Source organism: Kitasatospora sp. RG8 (assembly GCF_017813315.1).
In the GTDB taxonomy this organism is placed as follows: Bacteria; Actinomycetota; Actinomycetes; order Streptomycetales; family Streptomycetaceae; genus Kitasatospora.
Genome location: NZ_JAGIYX010000003.1, coordinates 462,910 through 483,767, shown reverse-complemented (window position 1 = coordinate 483,767; position 20,858 = coordinate 462,910). Strand labels below are relative to the sequence as shown.

Annotated in this window: 19 protein-coding genes; 10 read left to right on the top strand and 9 right to left on the bottom strand. The window is 74.7% G+C overall.

The window, feature by feature from the left end; translation table 11 throughout:
* Positions 1-16: 16 nt before the first annotated feature.
* Positions 17-880 (bottom strand): NAD(P)-dependent oxidoreductase, encoded by an 864-nt coding sequence (locus J5Y04_RS07485; protein WP_209411029.1) that lies wholly within the window; start codon positions 878-880, stop codon positions 17-19.
* A 157-nt stretch (positions 881-1,037) separates the two neighbouring features.
* Here J5Y04_RS07485 and J5Y04_RS07480 point away from each other — a divergent pair, with 157 nt between their 5' ends.
* Positions 1,038-1,901 carry a helix-turn-helix transcriptional regulator gene (locus tag J5Y04_RS07480; RefSeq protein WP_209411108.1) on the top strand — a complete coding sequence of 288 codons (864 nt, stop codon included), beginning with the start codon at positions 1,038-1,040 and terminating at the stop codon, positions 1,899-1,901.
* A 385-nt stretch (positions 1,902-2,286) separates the two neighbouring features.
* Positions 2,287-2,652, top strand: coding sequence for a hypothetical protein (locus tag J5Y04_RS07475; protein WP_209411028.1), 366 nt, complete (start codon positions 2,287-2,289; stop codon positions 2,650-2,652).
* A 139-nt stretch (positions 2,653-2,791) separates the two neighbouring features.
* Here J5Y04_RS07475 and J5Y04_RS07470 read toward each other — a convergent pair whose 3' ends face one another.
* Positions 2,792-4,351 (bottom strand): alpha/beta hydrolase, encoded by a 1,560-nt coding sequence (locus J5Y04_RS07470; RefSeq protein WP_307852982.1) that lies wholly within the window; start codon positions 4,349-4,351, stop codon positions 2,792-2,794.
* A 352-nt stretch (positions 4,352-4,703) separates the two neighbouring features.
* On the opposite strand from J5Y04_RS07470, the gene J5Y04_RS07465 reads away from it, so the two are divergent.
* Both J5Y04_RS07465 and J5Y04_RS07460 read left to right on the top strand, forming a co-directional pair.
* A complete protein-coding gene (locus J5Y04_RS07465) occupies positions 4,704-6,827 on the top strand; it encodes an MMPL family transporter (RefSeq protein ID WP_374105958.1) in 2,124 nt (707 codons plus the stop codon).
* 155 nt (positions 6,828-6,982) lie between these two features.
* Positions 6,983-7,519 (top strand): peptidylprolyl isomerase, encoded by a 537-nt coding sequence (locus J5Y04_RS07460; protein ID WP_307852980.1) that lies wholly within the window; start codon positions 6,983-6,985, stop codon positions 7,517-7,519.
* A 261-nt stretch (positions 7,520-7,780) separates the two neighbouring features.
* Here the strand turns inward: J5Y04_RS07460 and J5Y04_RS07455 are convergent, their stop codons facing one another.
* The 4 genes from J5Y04_RS07455 to J5Y04_RS07440 form a co-directional block, all read right to left on the bottom strand.
* Positions 7,781-8,398: a hypothetical protein gene (locus J5Y04_RS07455; protein ID WP_209411024.1), complete on the bottom strand. Its 618-nt coding sequence runs from the start codon at positions 8,396-8,398 to the stop codon at positions 7,781-7,783.
* Between the two features lie 116 nt (positions 8,399-8,514).
* Positions 8,515-9,495 (bottom strand): helix-turn-helix domain-containing protein, encoded by a 981-nt coding sequence (locus J5Y04_RS07450; protein ID WP_209411023.1) that lies wholly within the window; start codon positions 9,493-9,495, stop codon positions 8,515-8,517.
* 202 nt (positions 9,496-9,697) lie between these two features.
* Complete coding sequence (locus J5Y04_RS07445; protein WP_209411022.1) at positions 9,698-10,336, bottom strand: NAD(P)-dependent oxidoreductase; 639 nt, start codon at positions 10,334-10,336, stop codon at positions 9,698-9,700.
* 104 nt (positions 10,337-10,440) lie between these two features.
* Positions 10,441-11,391 carry an EamA family transporter gene (locus tag J5Y04_RS07440; protein WP_209411021.1) on the bottom strand — a complete coding sequence of 317 codons (951 nt, stop codon included), beginning with the start codon at positions 11,389-11,391 and terminating at the stop codon, positions 10,441-10,443.
* Positions 11,392-11,500: 109 nt separating this feature from the next.
* Between J5Y04_RS07440 and J5Y04_RS07435 the strand changes: the two genes are divergently transcribed.
* Positions 11,501-12,004: a MarR family winged helix-turn-helix transcriptional regulator gene (locus J5Y04_RS07435; RefSeq protein ID WP_209411020.1), complete on the top strand. Its 504-nt coding sequence runs from the start codon at positions 11,501-11,503 to the stop codon at positions 12,002-12,004.
* A 69-nt stretch (positions 12,005-12,073) separates the two neighbouring features.
* Here the strand turns inward: J5Y04_RS07435 and J5Y04_RS07430 are convergent, their stop codons facing one another.
* On the bottom strand, positions 12,074-12,943 hold the full coding sequence (locus J5Y04_RS07430) for a methyltransferase domain-containing protein (protein WP_209411019.1): 870 nt from the start codon (positions 12,941-12,943) through the stop codon (positions 12,074-12,076).
* Positions 12,944-12,972: 29 nt separating this feature from the next.
* Between J5Y04_RS07430 and J5Y04_RS07425 the strand changes: the two genes are divergently transcribed.
* Together J5Y04_RS07425 and J5Y04_RS07420 are read left to right on the top strand one after the other, a co-directional pair.
* The gene (locus J5Y04_RS07425) at positions 12,973-14,454 is read left to right on the top strand and encodes a PLP-dependent aminotransferase family protein (RefSeq protein WP_209411018.1); all 1,482 of its coding nucleotides are present in this window, start codon (positions 12,973-12,975) and stop codon (positions 14,452-14,454) included.
* A gap of 347 nt (positions 14,455-14,801) precedes the next feature.
* Entirely contained in the window at positions 14,802-15,827 is a 1,026-nt protein-coding gene (locus tag J5Y04_RS07420) for a glycoside hydrolase family 3 N-terminal domain-containing protein (protein ID WP_245204384.1), read from the top strand.
* Positions 15,828-15,859: 32 nt separating this feature from the next.
* Here the strand turns inward: J5Y04_RS07420 and J5Y04_RS07415 are convergent, their stop codons facing one another.
* The gene (locus tag J5Y04_RS07415; RefSeq protein WP_307852979.1) at positions 15,860-16,603 is read right to left on the bottom strand and encodes a polysaccharide deacetylase family protein; all 744 of its coding nucleotides are present in this window, start codon (positions 16,601-16,603) and stop codon (positions 15,860-15,862) included.
* Between the two features lie 236 nt (positions 16,604-16,839).
* Between J5Y04_RS07415 and J5Y04_RS07410 the strand changes: the two genes are divergently transcribed.
* The 3 genes from J5Y04_RS07410 to J5Y04_RS41450 all read left to right on the top strand — a co-directional run bounded on the left by J5Y04_RS07410 (position 16,840) and on the right by J5Y04_RS41450 (position 18,097).
* A complete protein-coding gene (locus J5Y04_RS07410; RefSeq protein WP_209411017.1) occupies positions 16,840-17,295 on the top strand; it encodes a hypothetical protein in 456 nt (151 codons plus the stop codon).
* A 262-nt stretch (positions 17,296-17,557) separates the two neighbouring features.
* Positions 17,558-17,890, top strand: a complete 333-nt coding sequence (locus J5Y04_RS07405) for a helix-turn-helix transcriptional regulator (protein WP_209411016.1) — start codon at positions 17,558-17,560, stop codon at positions 17,888-17,890.
* Between the two features lie 75 nt (positions 17,891-17,965).
* Positions 17,966-18,097, top strand: a complete 132-nt coding sequence (locus tag J5Y04_RS41450) for a DUF6126 family protein (RefSeq protein WP_241002330.1) — start codon at positions 17,966-17,968, stop codon at positions 18,095-18,097.
* Here the strand turns inward: J5Y04_RS41450 and J5Y04_RS07400 are convergent.
* Positions 18,075-20,819, bottom strand: a complete 2,745-nt coding sequence (locus J5Y04_RS07400) for a cytochrome P450 (RefSeq protein WP_209411015.1) — start codon at positions 20,817-20,819, stop codon at positions 18,075-18,077. The genes J5Y04_RS41450 and J5Y04_RS07400 overlap by 23 nt on opposite strands.
* Between the last annotated feature and the right edge of the window lie 39 nt (positions 20,820-20,858).

Below are 20,858 nucleotides of genomic sequence, written 5' to 3'. Positions count from 1 at the left end.
GAACCCGGGACGATCCCTACAGCGCACCGGCGTCGCGGGCCGTCCACACCGACGGGTAGAGCGGGCGCCAGCCCAGCTCCCGGCGGATCGCCGCGGTCGAGAGCTGTCCCTCCCACGGGTCGGCCGGGTCGGCCGGGGCGTGCCCGGCGGCGCCCGCCGGCTGCGGCGCGCCGTTGATCTCGTGCAGGTCCCAGGCGGTCACCGGCGCGTCGTCGCCGACGTTGTACGTGCGACCCTCCACGCCGGGCGTCACCGCCGCGCGCCACAGCGCCTGGGCCACGTCCGCGTGATGGACCACGGGCAGCCGCTGGTGCGAGGGCCACCGGCCGGCCCAGTGCAGCGAGTCCGCCAGGTGCGGGTCGCCCTCGCCGTAGACGAACGCCAGCCGGGCGACCACCAGCGGCAGCCGGTCGCCCAGCTCCCGCAGCCCCGCCTCCGCCTCGGCCTTCGACGCGGCGTAGGCGCCCCACGCGGCGTCCGGGTTCAGCCGGTCGGCCTCGACCGCGGGGCGGCCCAGCCCGCGTCCGTAGACGAGATTGGTGCTGGTGTGCACGAACCGGCGCACACCGGCCCCGGCCGCCTCCCGGCCCAGCTCCACCGCCGCGTCCCGGTTCACCGCGAACGCCTCCTCGTCCGTCACCCCGCGCAGCGCGGCGGCCACGTTGACCACCACCTCCGCGCCGGCCAGCGCCCGGGCCCGGTCCGCCCGCTCCCGCAGGTCGCCGACCACCACCTGCACGCCGAGCGCGGCCAGCGAGGCGGCCCGCGCCTCGTCCCGCACCAGCACCCGGACCGAACCCGCACCGGCCCACTGCGCCAGCCGCGGCACGAACCTGCGCCCGACCTGCCCCGTTGCCCCGGTCACCAGAAAAACCGTCATCGTCGACTCCCCGTCGCCCGTCCGTCCGGCGGCCGGTAGCTCCGGCCGCCGGGACCGACTCTGCCGGGGTTGTCGCGGCGGCGGGAGAGACCTCCTCAACCAGGGATCGGCAGTCCCTGGTTGAGGAGGCAGCCGATGCGCCATGCTGGAACGCGTGATCGACCGACCGGCCCTCGCCGACTTCCTCACCCGCCGCCGTGCGCGCCTCACCCCCGCCGACGTCGGCCTGCCGCCCGGTGCCAGGCGCCGCACGCCGGGCCTGCGCCGCGAGGAGGTCGCCCAACTGGCCGGGCTCTCGGTCGACTACTACGCCAGGATGGAGCAGGGGCGCGGTCCGCAGCCCTCGCCGCAACTGGCCGCCGCCCTCGCCCGTGCGCTGCGCCTGACCGACGACGAGCGCGACCACCTCTTCCACCTCGCGGGCCACGAACCCCCGCGCCGTCACAGCCCGTTGAGCCACATCCGCCCGGGACTGCTGCTGATCCTGGACCGCCTGCACGACACCCCGGCCCAGGTCGTCTCGGACGTCGGCGACGTCCTCGTCCAGAACCCGATGGCCGCCGCGCTCCTCGGCGACGTAGCCGACCGGGCGTCTCACCTGCGCAATGTGACGGTCCGCTGGTTCGCCGACCCCGCCGCCCGCGCCCTCTTCCCGCCCGAGGAGCACGACGCCCTCGCCCGCGCCCATGTCGCCCACCTCCGCGCGGCCCACGCCGCCCGGCCCGGCGACCCGCACCTCGTCGCCCTGCTGAACCGGCTGCGGGCCACCGGCGAGGAGTTCGCCGCCTACTGGGAGCAGCACGAGGTCGCCGTGCGGCGCAGCAGCCGCAAGACGGTCCTGCACCCGGTGGTCGGCCGGCTCGACCTCGACTGCGAGGTGCTGGCCACCGGTGGGCGGGACCAGCTGCTGCTGGTGTACACCGCCGACCCGGGTTCGGAGACGGCGGAGCGGCTGGAACTGCTGCGCGTCCTCGGCCGTCAGGACCTCGGTGCCGCGGAGGCGGGGAACGTTCCCGTGTGACCGCCGCCGTCCGGTGGCCGGGGCCGCCGCAGCCTGGGCGCTGCTGCTGCCCGCCGCGGCGACCCGGGCCCGGTGCCCGACGGCCGACACCGACGGCCGACACCGACAGCGACACCGACAGCGACGCCCGGCACCGACGCCCGGCACCGACGCCCGGCACCGACGCCCGGCACCGACGCCCGAGGCTGCCGCCCCCGCCCGCCCGGCTGCCGCTCCCGCCCGCCCGGCTGCCGCTCCCGCCCGCCCGGCGGCCGGGCCCGGTGCCGAGCGGCCGGATCCGCGGCCGTCACCCTGTCATCCGTCAGGGACCGCTGCCGCCGCACCCCTCCTACGCTGCTGATCACTGGCCAGATCAGCCACAGCCACACCAGAGGGAGATCCACCCATGCGCAAGATCATCCACGCCGCCGCCGCGCTCGCCCTCGCGACCGCCGCCGTGACCGCCCTGGGCACCACCGGGGCCCAGGCCGCCGACGGCTCGTGGGACGGCTGCCCGTACGGGGCGGTCTGCGTCTACGGCGAGGGCGCGCCCACCTCCACCCCGCCGACCGACGTCTTCTGGAGCTACGGCGCCCACAACCTGCAGAACAAGACCGGCTGGCACTGGGTCCTCAACAACCAGTCCGGCGGCGCCCACGCCCACCTGTGCCTCGGCTACAACGGCACCAACTGCAACTACGACATGCCGGCCCAGAACGGCGTCTGGGCCGACCTCACCCCGGTCAACTCCATCACCCTCGACCGCCCCTGAGCAGCTGACACCCACCCCTTCGCCCCGCACTGCCCCGCCCCGTGGCCGCCGGATCCGTCCGGCGGCCACGCCGCGTCCGCGGGCGGTGGCATCGGGGCTCCGGCCGTTCTCACCCGCGGCCGAGGGGCGGGCGCCCGGATCAACCCGCCTGCGGGGAGGGGCAGGTGAGGTCGTGGGCGGGTGTCCGGCCGGCCAGCAGGTAGGACTCGACGACCTCGCGGACGCAGGTGTTCGGGCCGGGGTACTGGCCGTGGTCGCCGTTGCCGGTGACCGTCACCAGGCGGGAGCCGCGCAGCGCGCGGTGGGCGGAGAGGGCGGCCTCGTAGTACGTGGCCGGGTCGTGCACCGAGTTGAGCATCAGGACGGGCGGCAGCCCGGCGCCGGTGACCCGGACCTTCGGCGCGGCCGGGGCCGGCCAGGCGGCGCAGACGGCGGAGAAGGCCAGCGTCCGGGCTCCCACCAGCGGCCAGCGGGCGGTGTTCTCGGTACCCCGGGCCGTCCAGACCGAGAGGTCACGGGTCCACGGGGTGTCGCTGCAGGTCACCGAGAAGTACTCGGCGAGGAACTCCGGGCTGAGGTAGTCGCCGAAGACCCGCCGTGCCGTCGTCCGGGCGGCCGGGTCGGCGCTGGGCCAGTCCTCCAGGGCGGTCAGCGCGGTGGCCAGCAGGGAGAAGCCGTTGTTCATGCGGTAGATGCCCTGGATGGAGCCGTTGTCCAGCTGGTTGGGGCCGATGGTGAGCGTGCCGTCGACGAGCGGGGCGTCGTGCAGGGCGGCGCGCCGCTGCTCCCAGCGGGCCTTGGCCTCGGCGGGCGTGGAGCCGTAGTGGTAGGTGCTGTCGCGCGCCGCCAGCCAGGGCAGGAAGTCCTCCTCGAAGCGGCGCTGGAAGCTCATCGGCTGGCCGAGCTGGAACTGCTCCCAGGTGCCGTCGAAGCCGATGTTGCTGTCCAGCACCATCCGCTCGACCCGGTTGGGGAAGAGCGTCGCGTAGTACGCCCCGATCATGGTGGCGTAGGACGGCCCGTAGTAGGTGATCCGCCGCTCGCCGAGCAGGGCGCGGAAGAGGTCGAGGTCGCGGGCGGTCTGCTCGGTGGTCAGGTAGGGCAGCAGGCCGCCGCTGCGCTCCTCGCAGTCGGCCGCGAGCTTGCGGGAGTTGGCGATGACGCGCTCCCGGGCGGCGGGGGAGTCGTCGCGGAAGTCCCCGGCGAAGAAGGCCTGGAACTCCTCCGGGGTCTGGCAGACGGCCCGGGTGCTGTGGCCCACCCCGCGCTGGTCGAAGCCCACCACGTCGTACGCGGCGCCGAGGGCCGGGGCGTCGTGGACGAAGCCGGCCGGGCGCAGCAGGCCCGTGCCGCCGGGGCCGCCGGCGGCCATCAGCAGCGTGCCGCGCCGTTGGGCGGGGTCGGCGACGCGGTGCCGGGAGACCGCGACGGTGACGTCCGGGCCGTCCGCCGGGTGGTGCCAGTCGCGCGGGACGGCCATGGTGGCGCACTCCAGCGAGGGCTCCTCGGTGCAGGGCTGCCAGGCGAGGTGCTGCTGGGCGTAGCGGGCGGGGACGGCGGGCGCGGCCGAGGCGCCGGTGGCCCCGGCGGTGGCGGGCAGGGCGACGGCGGCGAGCAGCACGGCTGCCAGGGCGGCGAGGGGCGTCCGGCGTCGGCGGGCGCGGGCGGGCGGGGCGGTGGGGGTCGCATTCAAGGTCACGTCGTTGATCATGTCGACCCGGAACCGCGTGATCGATAGGGCGCGCACCCGTCTTGGGGGTGGTGCCAGGGACACCCCCGCAATGGTGTGCAGGCACCCGGGTGGGTCCAGGCCGCGGACCCGGTGGCCTCGCCACGCCCGCCCTGCTGACGGTGCGTCGCACCCGCGCTGCTGACGGTGTGCCACGCCCGCTCTGCTGGCGGTGCGTCGCACCCGCCCTGCTGACGGTGCGCCGTGGCCGCGGCTGAGAGGTGGATCACATCTCCCGACCGGATGTCACACTCCGGGCGCCTGCTTCCTCTCCCTTCGGAACGCACCCGCCGGAACGTCGGCTGAACGCCAAGGAGTGCACGTGATGCGGAAGACAGCGGCCCTGCCCTGCGGCAGGGTGGCGAAGTGGGTCGTCCTGGCCCTCTGGGCGGTCCTGCTGGTCCCGGCCGTCCTGCTGGCCGGCCGGCTCGGTGACGTCGAGGAGAACGACAACTCGGCCTGGCTGCCCGGGAACGCGGAGTCGACCGGGGTCGTCGAACGGGCCGAGGGCTTCGGGCTCGCCGACGCCCTCCCCGCGATCGTGGTCTACGACCGGCCCGAGGGCGTCACCGCTGCCGACCTGGCCAAGGTCCGGGCCGACGCCGAGGCCTTCAAGGGCATCGAGAACGTCGTGGGGCAGCCGGAGGGACCGGTGGAGGCGCAGGACGGCAAGGCCGTCCAGACCGTGGTCCGGATCCGGAAGGACAGGACGGGCTGGGAGGGGATCGGCAAGGCCGTCGACGCGATGAGCAGGGTCGGCGAGGCGAACGCCGACGGTCTGGGGTTCCACGTCACCGGACCGGCGGGTCAGGCGTCCGACTCGGTCAAGGCCTTCGGCGGGGGAGGCGGCCTGACCGTGATCACCTCGGTGGTGGTGGTCCTGATCCTGCTGGTCACCTACCGCAGCCCGGTGCTGCCACTGCTGCCGCTGCTCACCGCGGGCGGCGCCCTGGTCACCTCGGAGGCGGTGATCTACCTGCTGGCGAAGCACGCCGGACTCACCGTCAACAAGCAGACCGGCTTCATCCTGACGGTGCTGGTGTTCGGCGCCGCCACCGACTACGCGCTGCTCCTCGTCTCGCGGTACCGGGAGGAGCTGCGGCGGCACGAGGACCGGCACGAGGCGATGGCGGAGGCGCTGCGCCGTTCCGGCCCCGCGATCGTCGCCAGCGCCGCGACCGTCGCGGTCAGCCTGATGCTGCTGATGCTGGCCACCCTCAACTCCACCAAGGGGCTCGGGCCGGCCTGTGCCGTGGGCATCCTGGTGGGGCTGCTCGCCATGGTCACCCTGCTGCCGGCCCTGCTGGTGATCTGCGACCGCTGGGTCTTCTGGCCGGTGCGGCCGTCGTACGGCTCGGCCGGGGCGGCCGAGGGCGGCGTCTGGACCAGGGTCGGTACCGCCGTCTCAGGCCGGCCGCGGATCGTGTGGATCGGCACCGCGCTCGTCCTCGGCGCCATGGCGGCCGGGGTGTTCGGGCTCAAGGCCGACGGGCTCTCCGCCACGGACCAGTTCACCGGCAGGCCGCAGACGGTCGTCGGCGAGGAGATCCAGTCCAGGCACTTCCCGGCCGGCTCGGGCGACCCCGTCGTCGTGGTGGCCAGGGCCGCCTCGGCGGAGCAGGTGAGCGCCGCGCTGTCCGGTGTCCCGGGAATCGCCGGGGTCTCGACGCCTATGGTCAGGGACGGTGAGGCCGTCATGCTGGGGGAGCTCAAGGACGCCCCCGGCAGCACGGCCGCGATGCGCACCGTCGAGCAGGCCAGGGCCGCGGTCCACCGGATCGGGGGTGCGGACGCGCAGGTCGGCGGCAACGCGGCGGTCGTCCTCGACACCCAGGACGCGGCCGCCCGCGACTCCCGGGTGATCATCCCCGTCGTGCTGGTCGTGGTGTTCCTGATCCTCGCGCTGCTCCTGCGGGCGGTCGTCGCACCACTGCTGCTGATGGCGACGGTGGTGCTGTCCTTCGGGGCGGCCCTCGGGGTGAGCAGCCTGGTGTTCGACCACGTGTTCCACTTCGCCGGCGCGGAGGCCTCCTTCCCGCTCCTGACGTTCGTGTTCCTGGTCGCCCTGGGCATCGACTACAACATCTTCCTGGTCACCCGGGTCCGCGAGGAGGCGCTGCTGCACGGCACCCGGCGCGGCGCGCTGACCGGCCTGTCCGCCACCGGGGGTGTGATCACCTCGGCGGGCCTGGTACTGGCCGGCACCTTCGCGGCGATGGCCTCGCTGCCGCTGGTGTTCGCGGCCGAGCTCGGGTTCGCGGTGGCGTTCGGCGTGCTGCTGGACACCGTGGTCGTCCGCTCGGTGCTGGTCACCGCCCTGACCCTGGACGCGGGCCGGTGGATGTGGTGGCCCGGCAGGCTGTTCCGCCAGGAGGACGGCCACCGGCCCGTGGCGGGCAGGCGCGGCCTCGAACCCGTTCCCGCTGCGGGACGCCCGGCCCGGTGACCGGCCCCGGCCGGGTGCCGCCGAGGAGCCGCCCCGGGAGGGCGCCGGTGCACCGGGCCGGTCTCCGGGCGCGACCGGTCGACTACTGTATGCGCGGAAATGCGGGGGCGGTCGCGGCGCGAGGCCCCCGGCCCGACGAAGCATGGAGACACCACGTGGCAGAGAGCCTCATCGCGACGCTGGAGACGACGCTCGGCACGATCAAGGTCAAGCTGTTCCCGAACCACGCGCCCAAGACCGTCCGCAACTTCGTGGAGCTGGCCCAGGGCGAGCGCGAGTGGACGCACCCGGAGACCGGGCAGACGTCGACCGACCGGCTCTACGACGGCACCGTCTTCCACCGGGTGATCGCCGGCTTCATGATCCAGGGCGGCGACCCGCTCGGCCTGGGCGTCGGCGGCCCGGGGTACGAGTTCGACGACGAGATCCACCCGGACCTCTACTTCAACCGGCCCTACCTGCTGGCCATGGCCAACGCCGGGAAGCGGCAGGGCCGGGGCACCAACGGCTCGCAGTTCTTCATCACGGTCGGCGCGACCCCGCACCTCTACGGCAAGCACACCATCTTCGGCGAGGTCGTCGAGGGCGCCGACGTGGTGGACGCGATCGCCAAGGTCGACACCGACGGCAGCGACCGCCCGGTCGAGGAGGTCGTCCTCACGAAGGTGACCGTCGAGCGCCTCGGCGCCTGACGGCGGACGTGCCGGGGCCCCTGCCCCGCCGGCCCAGGGGCCCCGGCACGCGGTCTCACCCCCGCGATTCCCGGCCCGCACATCCTTCTTCGGGTGGTGCCGGGGACACCTCGTGACCGGTGGCCGGCGCCCGGGGCCGCTGTGCCCGGCTCGCCGGTACCGCGTCCCGGGGAACGGCCGAGGCCCCCTCACCCTGACCGGACCGGGGTGAGGGGGCCTGCGGATCAGCGTTGTTCACTCAGGAGCGTGGCGTGCTGCCGGTCAGTGCCATGCGTCGCAGGCGACGACGTAGGTGTCCATGTTGTAGATACAGGCCCGGACCCAGTTGCCGGGGCCGTCGTAGATGGGCTCGCCCCAGGCGTTGGTGTTCACCACCGTGCTGATGATGCCGTCCCAGGTGCTGCCGCCGTCGTAGGACCGGTCCATGTAGGTCTTGAAGATGGCGTTGGCGGCGTAACCCTGCTGCGTCGCCCACTCGTGGTGGTTCCTGTCCAGGGTGGTGGCGAGGGTCCACCGGCCCCAGCTGACGCTGTCGCACTGGTCCCAGTACACGCCGAGGTTGCAGTTGTGCTCGGTGGTGGGTTGCATTCCGGTGTTGAGCTGGGTGCCCTCCTCGTGGTTCTTGGCCTCGGCGGCGAGCTTGATCTTCGCCTGGTCCGTGGCCGCGCGCTGTGCCGGGGTGAGAACGGCGAGCTGCTGGTTGCCGCCGATGATGACCGGATTGTCGAACGATCCGAGCGGTGCCTGCGGGTTGTAGCCGTGGCGGCCGGCGGCGGCCTGGACGGGGGAAGCGGCGTTCGCCGGGGTGGCGAGGGTGCCGAGCGTGGTGGCGGCGGCGACAGCCGCGAGAACGGCGGCGAGCTTGAGGCGGATGGTCACGGAGTGTTCCTCTTCTTCCGGTGGACGGCGACGGCGGCGCGGCGTGAAGGGGTACGACCGTGCCCTGGCCGCCCGATGCGGCGGCAGGCCGTCAACTTCTCACCCCTGACCGGCGCTTACGTCGGCCTGTTGTCTCCAGCGCTAGGAAATCTAGGCTCGATCGGCATGCTCCGGTGCGCGTGCCGTGCAGGGTCTCCTGACACTGCATGCAGTGCGGGCCGGAGGGCGTTCTCGCGGTGATCGGTCGGAGTGAGGCCGTACGCCTCGCGGAAGGCGCGGCTGAAGGCGGTGGCGTTGGGGAAGCCCCAGCGGCCCGCGATCGCTTGGACGGAGTGGTTCCTCAGCTCCTGGCGCGCGAGGTCGGCGTGGCAGCGTTCGAGCCGGCGTCGGCGGATGAAGGCCGCGACGCTGAGGGGTTGCCCCTCGAAGAGTGCGTAGAGGCCGCGTAAGGAGATGTTGTGCCGGTCGGCGATGGCCAGGGGCGTGAGGTCCGGGTCGCCGAGGTTGTGCTCGATGAAGCCGGTGATCCGCTGCCGCATGGCCTGGGCGCGGGCCTCGGCCGGTGCCTCGCCCAGGGCTCCGAGATGCTGGGCCAGGCAGGCGGCGGCCAGGTCGACGGCGATGGATCCCAGGCGGCTGGTCTCCTCGGCCTGGCAGTCCGGACCGTGCGCGACGAGTGCGCCCAGGAAATCGGCGAGTATCGCTCCTGTTCCTCCGGTCACGGGGATGGGCTGTGCGAGGAGACGGTCCACCCTGTTCGGCCGCAGCGGCAGGACGGACCGGGGTATCTGCAGCACGATCGCCCGGACTTCCCCGCCGTCGGAGCTGCCGTGGCTCTCCACAGCACGTGAGGCGTCCGTCCATAACGGGTCCCCCGCGATCACCGTCCCACGGCCGGGCCGGGGCACCCGCAGGGCGCGTTTCGTCGTCAGCACCAGCTGGTACTGCTCGGGATCACCCCGTGGGACACGGACCGGGGTGTGGTGTGACCGGAACGGCGAGAAGGCGAACGTCGACACCTGCACGGGCCCCAGTCCCAGGTTCGTGATCTCGGCACGGAAGCCGGCCAGGTGTTCCGTGCCGGGCGCGACGAGCATCAGCTCACCGGACGCCGTCTCACCCGGCCCCGTCCCACCGGACCGGGTGAACCTGTCCGCCGACGCCACGTCAGCAGCAGTTGCACTGCACGATTTCACGAAACCTCCAGATGTTCACGGTGTGACAGGAACCCGGTCCTCCCGCCGGCGGCGATGCACGCTCTGCCGACGACCGGACCGCTCGGCGGCCGGGCCGCCCGCCTCAGTAGGCCGCGGTGAAGCGGGTGCGGTGGTGGGCGGGTCGCTCGGCCTCGTCGAGCAGGGCGACGGCGAGGTCCTCCATGGAGATGGCGGAGGCGCCGTCGGCGTCGACCAGCAGCTCGTCCCGGCCGAGGCGGTAGCGGCCGGTGCGCTCGCCCGGTTCGAGGAGGGCGGCGGGGCTGAGGTAGGCCCAGTCGACCTCGGTGTCGGCCTGGTAGAGGGCGAGCTGCTCGTTGCAGGCGAGGGCGATCGGGAGCCAGCCGGGCGGGAAGTCGGGGCCGTCGATGACGGTGGCACCGCCGCCGCCGGGCAGGGTGAGGCTGCCCGCGCCGCCGACGGCCAGCAGCCGTGCGCCCGTTCCGGCCGTCCCGGCCAGCAGGCCCTTGGTGGCGGTGGCGAGTTCGGACTCGCTGCCGGGCGCCGGGCGGGTGGCGCTGATCACCACGTCCTGGCCGGTGGCCAGCCGGGCGACGTCCTCGGGGTTGCGGGCGTCGCCGGTGGCGCTGGTGGCGGCTCCGGGCAGGCTGTGCGGCCTGGCGGGGTCGCGGAGGACGGCGGTGACCTGGTGGCCGCGGGCGACGGCCTCGGCCACCACCCGGCTGCCGACGTTGCCGGTGGCGCCGAACACGGTGATGCGCATGGGGTTCTCCAGTTCCGGAAGGGGGGACGTACGGTCCCGGGCGGTGCACGCGCTCGGGCGGCGTGCACGCTCGGGCGGCGTGCACGGTCGGGCGGTGTGCGTGCTCAGCGGGTTGGTTCGGCGACGGGCTGCTGCGTCGCGGCGGCCTCGGCCGACGCGGGCTGCCCGGCCGGGGGGAGCGGGCTCTCCGGGGCGGTGGTCCGGGGGCGCTGGTTCTGGGCGGCGACCAGTGATCCGAGCACGACGACCGCGCCGACCCCCTGGACGGGCGAGAGGTCCTGACCGAGGACCAGCCAGCCGAGGGCGGTGGCGACCACGGGGCTGAGCAGCCCGAGGAAGGTGACGGAGGTCGGCGGCAGCGCCCGGATCCCGCGGAACCAGAGCGCGTACGAGACGGCGGCGCCGATCAGGCCGAGGTAGGCGTAGCCGAGCAGGTTGGCGCCGGTGAGGTGGGACGGCGGTGCGCCCTCCACCAGGAGCGCGACCGGGGCGAGCATCAGGCCGCCGGCGGTGAGCTGCCAGCCGGTGGTGGCGAGCAGCGGGGCGGGCGAGGTCCAGCGCTTGGAGAGGACGACGCCGGTGGCCATCACGACGGCGCCGCCGAGCGCGGCCGCGACGCCCAGGGCGTCGAGCTGGGCGTTGGCCCGCAGCACCAGCAGGCTGACCCCGATCACGCCGGCGATGCCGGAGAGGAGGGTGCGCAGCGAGAGCCGGTCGCCGAGCAGCCCGGCGGAGAGTCCTGCGGCGATCAGCGGCTGGACGGCGCCGACGGTGGCGGCGACCCCGCCGGGCAGGCGGTAGGCGGCGATGAAGAGGAGGGCCATGAACGCGCCGATGTTGAGCGCGCCCAGCACCAGTGAGCGCCACCACCAACTGCCCTTCGGCAGACGGCGGGTGATGGCGATGAGGAGCAGTCCGGCGGGCAGTGCGCGGAGCACCGCGGCCAGCAGCGGGCGGTTGGGCGGGAGCAGTTCCGTGGTGACGAGGTAGGTCGACCCCCAGACGGCGGGGGCGAGCGCGGTCACCAGCACGATTCCGAGTCGGTTCCTAAGCACCCGGCAAATGTATCTCAGCGCTAAGACATCTGGGTCCGGCCGGGTGAATCGGGTGCTGTGAGGTATCTCACCGCTAAGACATCGTTTGGGGGTCGTCTAGGCTGGAGCGGTGGCAGACCATGTGGACCGACTGGTGCGGCAGTGGGGCGCGGAGCGCCCCGACCTCGACGTTTCCCCGATGGAGGTGATCGGCCGGCTCAAACGCCTCACCCGCCTGGTGGAGGCCGAGCTGAAGCGGAACTTCGCCGCGCACGACCTGGACGCCCCGTCCTTCGACGTCCTCGCCACCCTGAAACGCAGCGGCCCGCCCTACCGGCTCACCCCCACCGGGCTGATGGAGTCCGCGATGGTCACCTCCGGGGCGATCAGCCAGCGCCTCGACCGGCTGGAGGCCCGAGGCCTGGTGACCCGCACCCCGAGCGGGTCCGACGGCCGCAGCCGCGAGGTCGCCCTCACCCCCGAGGGCCACGCCCTGGTCGACCGCGCCCTCCCCGATCACCTCACCACCGAACGGCGCATCCTGGCCGACCTCGACCCGCAGCAGACCGAGGCCCTGATCGACGCCCTGCGGACGGTGCTCGCGACCTTGGGGGAGGGCGGCGAGGCCGGGTGACCGGCCCGCCCGCCGCGGCGCGTCCGACGTTCCCCGCCGGGCGCACGGCGCGGATCGTCGGACGCACCCTCAGGGGTTGACCGCGACGGCCTTGAAGAAGGTGTAGTGGAACGTCCCGCCCGCCTCCGCCGTGCGGCGCAGGTCGACGACGCCCCGGTCGAACGCGGCCGGGGAGGTGAGGCCGGCCGCGACCGCGTCGTCGCGCACCGACTCGACCATCGCGACGAAGGTGCGGCGGGTGAACCCCTCCATCAGTGCCGGGCGGCTCCCGTCCGCGTAGACGGTCCGGGGGCGGACCGCGACGTCGTCGAACCCCGCCGCCGTCAGCAGCGGGTGCAGCCGACGCCCGATCAGGCCGTCGCCGCCCGCGCCGGCCTGCAGCCGCACCAGGTGGTCCACCGTCGCGCGGGCGGCGGCGCTCTCCGGGTGGAAGAAGGCCGAGCCGTGGTCCCCCTCGATCACCGTGACCGTGCCTCCCGGCCTCAGCACCCGGCGCAGGGCGGCCAGCGCGGCCACCGGGTCCGCCAGGTGCTCCAGCACGAAGCAGAGGAAGACGTGGTCGAACGCGCCGTCGGCGAACGGCAGTTCGTGCAGGTCCCCGTGGTGCCACGTCACCTCGGCGCCGGGCGCGTGCGCCGCCACCCGGGCACGCGCCTCGGCGAGCGAGTCGGCCGAGATGTCGGCCGCCGTCAGCCGCACGCCGGGGCTTCCCGCCAGCAGGTGCAGCGTCTGCGCCCCGACGCCGCACCCCGCCTCCAGCACCCGGCTGCCCGCCGGGTACGCCGTGTCCGCGTGCAGCAGCTCCGCGAGGGTGTCCGCCTGGTCGCCGAGCCGCTGCGCCTCGGTGGCCGAATAGCCGTGGACGTAGCCGTGGCGCTCCGCGGGGGCGGCGGTCCTCGGCTGCGCGGTGGTCTCCTGGAATTCCTTCTCCGTCGTCATGTCCCCACCCTGGCGTCCACAATGGACCGGTGAACAGGTCCATAGAGCCGGCCGTCGACAGGTCCAAACCGATCGGTGCCGACTTCCTCCAGCTCGACACCGCCGACGCACCGCCGGGCGGCCTCGCCGACTGGCTGGCCGGCCGGCTGCGCCGGGCGATCGCGGACGGCCGCCTCCCCGCCGGCAGCCGGCTGCCCGCCACCCGGGTGCTCGCCGCCGAGCTGAGGGTCTCCCGAGGGGTCGTCACCGACGCCTACGGGCGGCTCGCCGAGGAGGGCCAGATCGCCGGCCGGGGCAGGGCCGGCACCGTCGTCGTCGCCACCCCGGCCCCGCCGCCCCCGCCGGCCGGGCCTCCCACGCCGGCACCCGCCCCGTTCGACGCCGCGCCCGTCCCCGAGAGCTTCGACGCGCTGCGCGCCGCCCCCGCCCGGATCAACCTCTCGCCCGGCGTCCCGGACCTCGCCGCCTTCCCCCGCGCCGCCTGGCTGCGCGCCGAACGCGCCGTCCTCGACGGGCTCTCCGCCCACGAGTTCGGCTACGGCGACCCCCGCGGCACCCCCGCGCTCCGCCGGGCCGTCGCCCACTGGCTGGCACGCAACCGGGGCATCCGCGCCGACCCCGACGAGGTGCTGATCGTCGCCGGCGCGGCCCAGGCCCTCGCCCTGCTCGGCCAGGTGCTCGGGCAGGCCGGCCTCACCGAGGTCGCCGTCGAGGACCCGGGCTCGCTCGGCACCCGCCAGCACCTCGGCCACTGGCTCACCGCCACCCCGCCCGTCCCGGTCGACGCCGACGGCATCCGCGTCGACGCGCTCCGCGCCACCGGCGCCCCCGCCGTCCTGCTCACCCCCGCCCACCAGTTCCCGGCCGGCGTCGTGCTCGGCGGCGAGCGGCGCCGCGAACTGCTCCGCTGGGCCGGCGAGGGCGGCCTCGTCATCGAGGACGACTACGACGCCGAACACCGTTACGACCGCGCACCCGTGCCCGCCCTGCGCGGCGTCCTCCCCGAACAGGTCTGCTACACCGGCAGCGTCTCCAAGCTGCTCGCCCCCGCCCTGCGCACCGGCTGGCTGCTCGTCCCGCCCCGCCACCGCGAGGCCGTCCTCGCGGCCAAGCGTTTCGCCGACCTCGGCAACGCGGTCCTGCCGCAGCTGGTGCTGGCCCGGCTGATGGAGACCGGCGAGCTGGAACGCCACCTGCGCCTGCTGCGCCCGCGTCACCGTCGGCGCCGGGACGCGATGATCGCCGCGATCGGCGCCCACCTGCCGGGCGCCGTCGTGCACGGTGCGGCGGCCGGGTTGCACCTGATGGTCACCTTCCCGGCCGGGCTCGACTGCACGGACACCGAACTCGCCACGGCCGCGCTCGCCCACGGCGTCAAGGTGCAGCCGCTCTCCTGGCACGCCCGGCTGCCGCACCCGCCCGGGTTGGTGCTCGGCTACGCGGCCGGCGCGCCGGGCGAGATCACGGAGGGCGTCGCGGTGCTGGGCGGACTGCTACGGCGGATGGGGTAGCGGGCGCGTTGCGCGGAGCCCGGCCGGGCCGGATCCCGGTAGCCTGACGCACCGGAGCGGCCGGCCCCGGCGGGCCCCGCGCCCGGATTCGATCACGCCGCTCCTCCGTTCACACCGCTCCTTCGTTTCACCAGCTCCTTCGTTTCACACCGTTCCAGAGTCCCGTCCCCTCGCGGTCCCGTCCCTCCGCGGTTCCGTCCCCCTGTCCGGGAGGTCCGATGCCGTCGCTCCGACGGACCGTCCGGGTCGCGGCCCTCATCCTGCTGCTGACCGCCATGACCCCGGCCCCGGCCGGTTCCGCGCGCGGAACCCATCGGCCGCCGCCCACTGCGGAGAGGAAGAGCCCCATGCCGAACGAGGACTCCCGCCGGCTCGCCGGCCGGCGCATCGTCTACTCCTACGCCGGGCCGACCCCGCCGGCGGCTCTGCTGCAGACGATCCGCGAGGGTCGGGCGGCAGGCGTCATCCTGTTCGGTGAGAACATCACCTCGCCCGACCAGCTCCGCGCGGCCGTCGGGCAGCTGCGCGAGGCCGCCGCCGAGGCCCCGGGCGCCCTCCCGCTGCTGCTGATGACCGACCAGGAGGGCGGCAAGGTCCGCCGGCTGCCCGGTGCTCCCGAACTCTCCGCCCGCCGCACCGGGCTGGCGCCCGACCCGGTCGCCGAGGCCGCCCGCTCGGGCGTCGGCGCCGGCCGCAACCTCGCCGACGCCGGCCTGAACACCAACCTCGCGCCCGTCCTCGACGTCTTCGACACCCCCGACAACTTCATCGACCACTTCGAGCGCTCCTACGGCGAGGATCCCTCCGTGGTGGCCGGGTTGGGCGCCGCATTCCTGGCCGCGCAGCAGGACCTCGGCGTCGCGGCCACCGCCAAGCACTTCCCGGGCCTCGGCGCCGCCGCGCGCGACCAGAACACCGACGTGGAGCCCGTCACCCTGCCCGTCCCCCTCGCCGAACTCCGCGCCCGCGGCGAGGAGCCCTACCGTGCCGCCGTCGCGGCCGGCGTCCGCCTGGTCATGACCTCCTGGGCGGTCTACCCCGCCCTCGACCCGGACCGCCCGGCCGGCCTGTCGCCCACCGTCGTCCAGGGTGAACTCCGCGACCGCCTCGGCTTCCGGGGCGTCACCGTCACCGACGCACTCGAAGCCGGCGCCCTGGACCCGTTCGGGGACACCCCCGTCCGGGCCCTCGCCGCCGCCGAGGCGGGCATGGACCTCCTGCTCTGCTCCGCCCGCGACATCGAGCAGGGCGATGCCGCGGCCGTCGCCCTGGCCGACGGCCTGGACAGCGGCCGCCTGGACCGCCAGGCCTTCCTCGACGCCCTCCACCGGGTCGACGCCCTGCGCGCCGGCCTTGCCGCGGGCGGCCGGTAGCCCGCCGGCGAGACGGCCGGCGTCCTCGCCGATCACCCGCTCGCCCTCTCGGGGTCGAGCAGCTCGCGCAGGTCGAGGATGCGGTAGCCGCGGGCACGGACGGCGTCGATGATCAGCGGCAGCGCCTCGGCGTCCAGGCAGCCGTGGTCGGGGCTCTCGTCGGGCGCGCCGACGTGGAGCTGGAGGATCGCTCCGGGAACGAGGGCGGCGAGGGCGCGGTCGGCGGCCTTGGCGGGGGTCATGCCGCTGGCGGGGCCGAGGTAGCCGTTGGTGTCGGCGGTGAATTCGAGGTCGGCGAAGCCGAGCGCGTTGACGTCGGCGATCCGCTGCGGCGTGGTCTCGCTGTAGGGGAAGCGGAAGAAGGGCAGCGGCTCGGCGCCCGAGGCGGTGCGGATCGCCGCGTCGGCGCGCAGGACCTCGGCGCGTGCCTGCTGCGGGCCGAGCTCGGTGAAGTACGGGTGGCTGTACGAGTGGTTGCCGAGGCCGTACCCGGCGAGGGCGATCGCCCGGACGGCGTCGGGGTGCTGCTCGGCGAACCGCCCGGTGGGGAAGAAGGCGGCGGGTGCGGCACGCTCGCGCAGCTCGGCCAGGACGGCGTCGAGGCCGGTCTCGTCCCAGGCGGCGTTGAAGGTGAGCGCCACCACCCGCTCCTCGGTGGGCAGCCGGCGGACCTCGCCGCCGAGCAACGACGCGGGTGGGGCGGCCGCCGCGGTCGGCGTGAAGGTGACGGCCAGGGCGGCGGTCAGAACGGCGGTGATCCGGAGGAGTCGCTTCACAGCCGTCCAACGCCCGACGCCGGGCCGAGGGCACGGGCCACCGCGGTGCTGTTCGGCGGCATTCACCTGCGGTCAAGGGCCAAGATCACGCCATCGAAAGGCTGTTTTCCGGTCTGTCCGATGAGTCGATGGCCCAATCGCCGGTGAGCATTCGAATCATGTGCCAGGGTTACGGCATGGCACATGTGAAATGTCACATGTGCGGAACTGTATGACTTTGTGAAACGGAGAAGCGGATGAACCGACTCACCCTGCTCGCGGCCGGTGTCGCCGGGGCGGCGACCCTCCTGGCCATCCCCGCCGAGGCCGGCGCGGCGACCGCCACGACCACGACCACGACCGTCACCTGCGGCGCCTCCGGCCTTCAGGCCGGTCTGTCGACCAAGGTGTGCGCCGAGATCACCGGCACCGGTGTCGCGTTCTACGGCCAGATCTCCCTGGCCGGGCCGCCGAGCCCGGGCAGCCCGGAGCTGCCGACCCGGCAGCTGCTGACCGGCCTCTCCGGTCAGGTGGTGGGCGGCGCCTCGCTCGGCTCGGTGAGCGGGGGCACGTTGTTCAAGGCCAGCACGGTGCAGGTGCGGGGTGTCGGCGGCACGGTGACGTGCGGCTCGACCGTGCACGGCAGCTTCAGCGTGGCCGACTTCCCGTGGAACCCGGCTCCGGTGACCGTCGACGTCGTGGTGCCGTGTTGATGACTCGCCGGTAGTGCAGCAGGGCCCGGGGGTTGGCGGACTCCCGGGCCCTGTTCGTTCCTCGGGGAAGGGACCGGAGGGGCCGGCAGGGGGAGTCCGGCGGGGGAGGGGTGGCGGCGGCGGTCGGAGGCCGGGTGCGATGACGACTTGAAGAATTCTTCATCCGCAAGGGATGATGCTTCCCGGCCGCACCGGGCCACCGGGCAGCCCGCCGATCGCGCGCGCCCCCGGGCACCAGCGAACAGCAGGGAGAGGGCGGACGATGGCGGTCCCGCTGTACCAGGCCAAGGCGGAGTTCTTCCGTACCCTCGGGCACCCGGTCCGCATCCGCGTGCTGGAGCTGCTGCAGGACGGGCCGCGGCCGGTGCGCGAGCTGCTGGCCGAGATCGAGGTCGAGCCCTCCAACCTCTCCCAGCAGCTCGCGGTACTGCGCCGGACCCAGCTGGTCACGGCCACCCGCGAGGGCAACACCGTGGTCTACGCGCTGAGTACGCCGGACGTCGCCGACCTGCTGCGCGCCGCCCGGCGCATCCTCACCGACCTGATCGCCGACCAGGGCACGCTGCTCACCGAGCTCCGCGCGCCCGGTCGGTGAGCACCGGGCGGTCGTCGTGCCGACGCCCGCCCGGACCATGCGCGACGACCGCCCGACCCGAAGGAGAACCCGGCCATGGCCGACGGCATCAGCGACGAGAAGAGCAGGCGCAAGGCCATGCTGATCCGCGCGGGCATCTACATCTTCGCCACGCACCTCTTCGCCGGGTTCGTCATCCTGCTGTTCAGTCTCGGAGGCCGTCGCTGAGGGGGTGACCGTCACCGAGGCGCTGACCGTCCTCGAGGCACTGATCATCACTGACGCGGGGGCCGTCACCGGCGCGGGGGCCGTCACCGACGTAGCGGCGGGAGGTGCTGGTCCAGGCCTGCACGCCGTCGACCAGCTCCCGGGTGCCGTTCAGGTACCAGTGGCCGGCCGGGTGGCGGAGCAGCAGGCGCCGCCGGAGCGTGTCGCTCTCCTCCCGCAGGCGCGCGACCCGGTGGCGGACCTCGGCCGCGGCCTGGGTGCGGGTGCAGCCGCGGACGCGTTGCAGGGTCAGCACGGTGTTGAAGGCGGCCGCGGCCTGCCGCTCCTCCCGCTCCAGCGAGTAGAGGTCGTTGATGAGCGTCGCGGCGTCGGCGGTGTGCGCGCGCAGCCGGTGCAGCGCGGGGTCGGCGTACAGCCGGGCCGGCGCGTCGGCGCCGTGGACGCGCTCCAGTATGTTCATGAACGGGTAGAGGCAGCTGGCGTGACGGCGCAGCCGCAGGGTCTCGGTGAGGCCGGGGGAGGTGCGTCCGGCCCGGTGCGCGGACTCGGTGAGGAAGGTCTCCAGACAGGACCGCCACTCGGCGGCGCTCCGCCCGCGCCAGACGGGCGACATCGCGTCGCACTGGCGCTCCCACAGTTCCCGCCAGGAGTGCAGCAGCGGGGAGTCGCCCGCCGCCGGAGCGGGAACGTCGCCCGTCAGGACGGCGAGCAGCGGGTGGACGACGGCACGGGCCTGCGCCGGACGGTGTCCGGGCGGGCCGTCGAAGCGGTCGTCGAGGATGGTGAACCAGCCGAGGACGTCGACCAGCAGGTCGAGCTCGGCGCCGCGCGCCCGGGGGTAGGCGTGGCCGATCAACCCGGGTAGCGCGTACGCCTGGTAGCGCGGCAGCTCGGCGGGGCGGAGCAGGCCGTGGCGGAGTGCCCAGTCGGCGTGCCGGGTGGTGGCCGTGAGCAGTTCGCCGGGGAGGCGGCCGGCCGTGGCGGGTGGGCGTGGCGCCGGATGCGCGGGCGCGGCCGGCCGCGGGACGGCGGCGATCCGCGGGGCGCCGGCGGTACCTGCGGAAGCGGCGGCGGGTCGTTCGGCGGTGGCCCGTTCGACGGCGGCCCGGGTGGTGCCGGTCGGTGTGGGGTCCGCCTGCAGGGGGTGTGCCTCGGCGGTGCCGGTTGGTGCGGGGGTTGCGGGAGTGATGCCTGCCTGCGCGCTGCCAGGTGACGCGGGGTCCGCCTGCGCGGTGCCCGCTCGTGCCTCCGGTCGTGCCGCTGCACCGGGGGCCTCGCGCGGGGTGAGCCGGACGCGCAGGCCCTGGGCCTGGACAGTGGTCCAGACGACCTCGCGGGCCCGGGCGCCCGGCACCGCCGTCGGCCGCCAGCGGCGCAGGATCGCGGCGGCGGCCACGGTCAGCTCCGCCCAGGCGAACGCCTCGCCGATGCACTTGTGCTTGCCCGCCCCGAACGGCAGGAACGCCCGCGGCCCGGTGCCCGCCGAGCCGCCGCCCTCGTGCCAGCGGCCGGGGTGGAAGCGCAGCGGGTCCGGGTGGAGCAGCGGGTCGCGGTGCAGCGCGGTGAGGCTGTAGAGCAGCTCGGTACCGGCCGGGATCCGGTAGCGGCCGAGCTCGACCGGCACGCTCGCGGTGCGCATCAGGAAGGCGTTCGGCGCGTGCAGCCGCACCACCTCGCGGGTGACGCTGTGCGTGTACGTGAGCCGGGCGAGCGCCTCCGGGGTGGGGACGGTGCCCGCCGGGAGGTGCTCGTCCAGCTCGGCGAGGACGAGGGCCTCCACCCGCGGGTGCCGGAGCAGTTCGTCGATCAGCCAGGTGAGCGTGGTGGAGACGGTCTCGGTGCCCGCGCCGAACATGGTGATCGCCTCGGAGCGCACGTCCGCCTCGGTGAGCGGGCGGCCGGTGGCGGGGTCGGTCGCGGCGCGCAGCAGGGCGGGCAGCGTGTGGGCCGGGTTGCGGCCGGGCTGCTCCTCGCCGCCGAAGGGGCAGCCGGCCGGCCGGGCGCCGCGCTCGGAGGCCTGGTCGACGGCCTGGTCGACCACCTGGTTGAGCACCCGGACGGCGGCGTCGAACCGCCGGTTGACCGGCAGCGGCAGCCGGGCGAGGGCGGGGTGCGGGTAGAGGGACTGGACGATCTGGCCCTTCACGAGGTCGGGCAGCGCCCGGTGGAAGGCGAGCGTCGCGTCCTCGCTCAGCCGCGCGTCGAACAGCGTCCGGGTGACGATCTCCAGCGCGAGGTGGTTCATCTCCCTGGCCACGTCGAGGACCTGGCCGGGCCGCCAGTGTGCCGCGCGCTCTTCCGTGACCTGGTGCATCACCGCGAGGTAGCCGGCCATCCGGTCCTGGCCGAAGGCGGGCTGGACGACCCGGCGGCGGTCGCGGTGCGCCTGTCCCTCGGACATCAGGAGGCCGTCGCCGAAGGCGGTCCTGAGGGTGTCCTGGACGGCGCCGCGCGGGCAGTCGTGGGCGCGTGCCACCAGCAGGGCGTGGACCAGGCGGGCGTCGGTGACGACGTAGACGGTGCGCGGACCGAGCCGGATCCGTACCACTCCGCCGTGGCGGGAGAGCGAGCCGAGGAAGCCGAGCGGGTCGCGGAGCAGGGCGGGGGCGTGGCCGAGGACGGGGAGTGCGCCCGGCGCGAGCGGGGGAACGGCCGGCGCCCCCGGCTGGGGGGCGTCCCTGGAGGGGGCGATCGGTCTACGGGGCTCGGTCGTCAGGGACATGACATTCTCTCTCAAGCAGTTGGACCTGCGCGGCGGGCC

Coding starts and splice junctions, on each gene's coding strand:
- J5Y04_RS07475 (WP_209411028.1), top strand. CDS start 2,287: ATGCGCAAGATCATCCACGCCGCCGCCGCGCTCGCCCTCGCGACCGCC.
- J5Y04_RS07405 (WP_209411016.1), top strand. CDS start 17,558: ATGGCGGTCCCGCTGTACCAGGCCAAGGCGGAGTTCTTCCGTACCCTC.
- J5Y04_RS07430 (WP_209411019.1), bottom strand. CDS start 12,943: ATGACGACGGAGAAGGAATTCCAGGAGACCACCGCGCAGCCGAGGACC.
- J5Y04_RS07450 (WP_209411023.1), bottom strand. CDS start 9,495: ATGCTCGTCGCGCCCGGCACGGAACACCTGGCCGGCTTCCGTGCCGAG.
- J5Y04_RS07445 (WP_209411022.1), bottom strand. CDS start 10,336: ATGCGCATCACCGTGTTCGGCGCCACCGGCAACGTCGGCAGCCGGGTG.
- J5Y04_RS07410 (WP_209411017.1), top strand. CDS start 16,840: ATGAACCGACTCACCCTGCTCGCGGCCGGTGTCGCCGGGGCGGCGACC.
- J5Y04_RS07485 (WP_209411029.1), bottom strand. CDS start 880: ATGACGGTTTTTCTGGTGACCGGGGCAACGGGGCAGGTCGGGCGCAGG.
- J5Y04_RS07400 (WP_209411015.1), bottom strand. CDS start 20,819: ATGTCCCTGACGACCGAGCCCCGTAGACCGATCGCCCCCTCCAGGGAC.
- J5Y04_RS07420 (WP_245204384.1), top strand. CDS start 14,802: ATGCCGAACGAGGACTCCCGCCGGCTCGCCGGCCGGCGCATCGTCTAC.
- J5Y04_RS41450 (WP_241002330.1), top strand. CDS start 17,966: ATGGCCGACGGCATCAGCGACGAGAAGAGCAGGCGCAAGGCCATGCTG.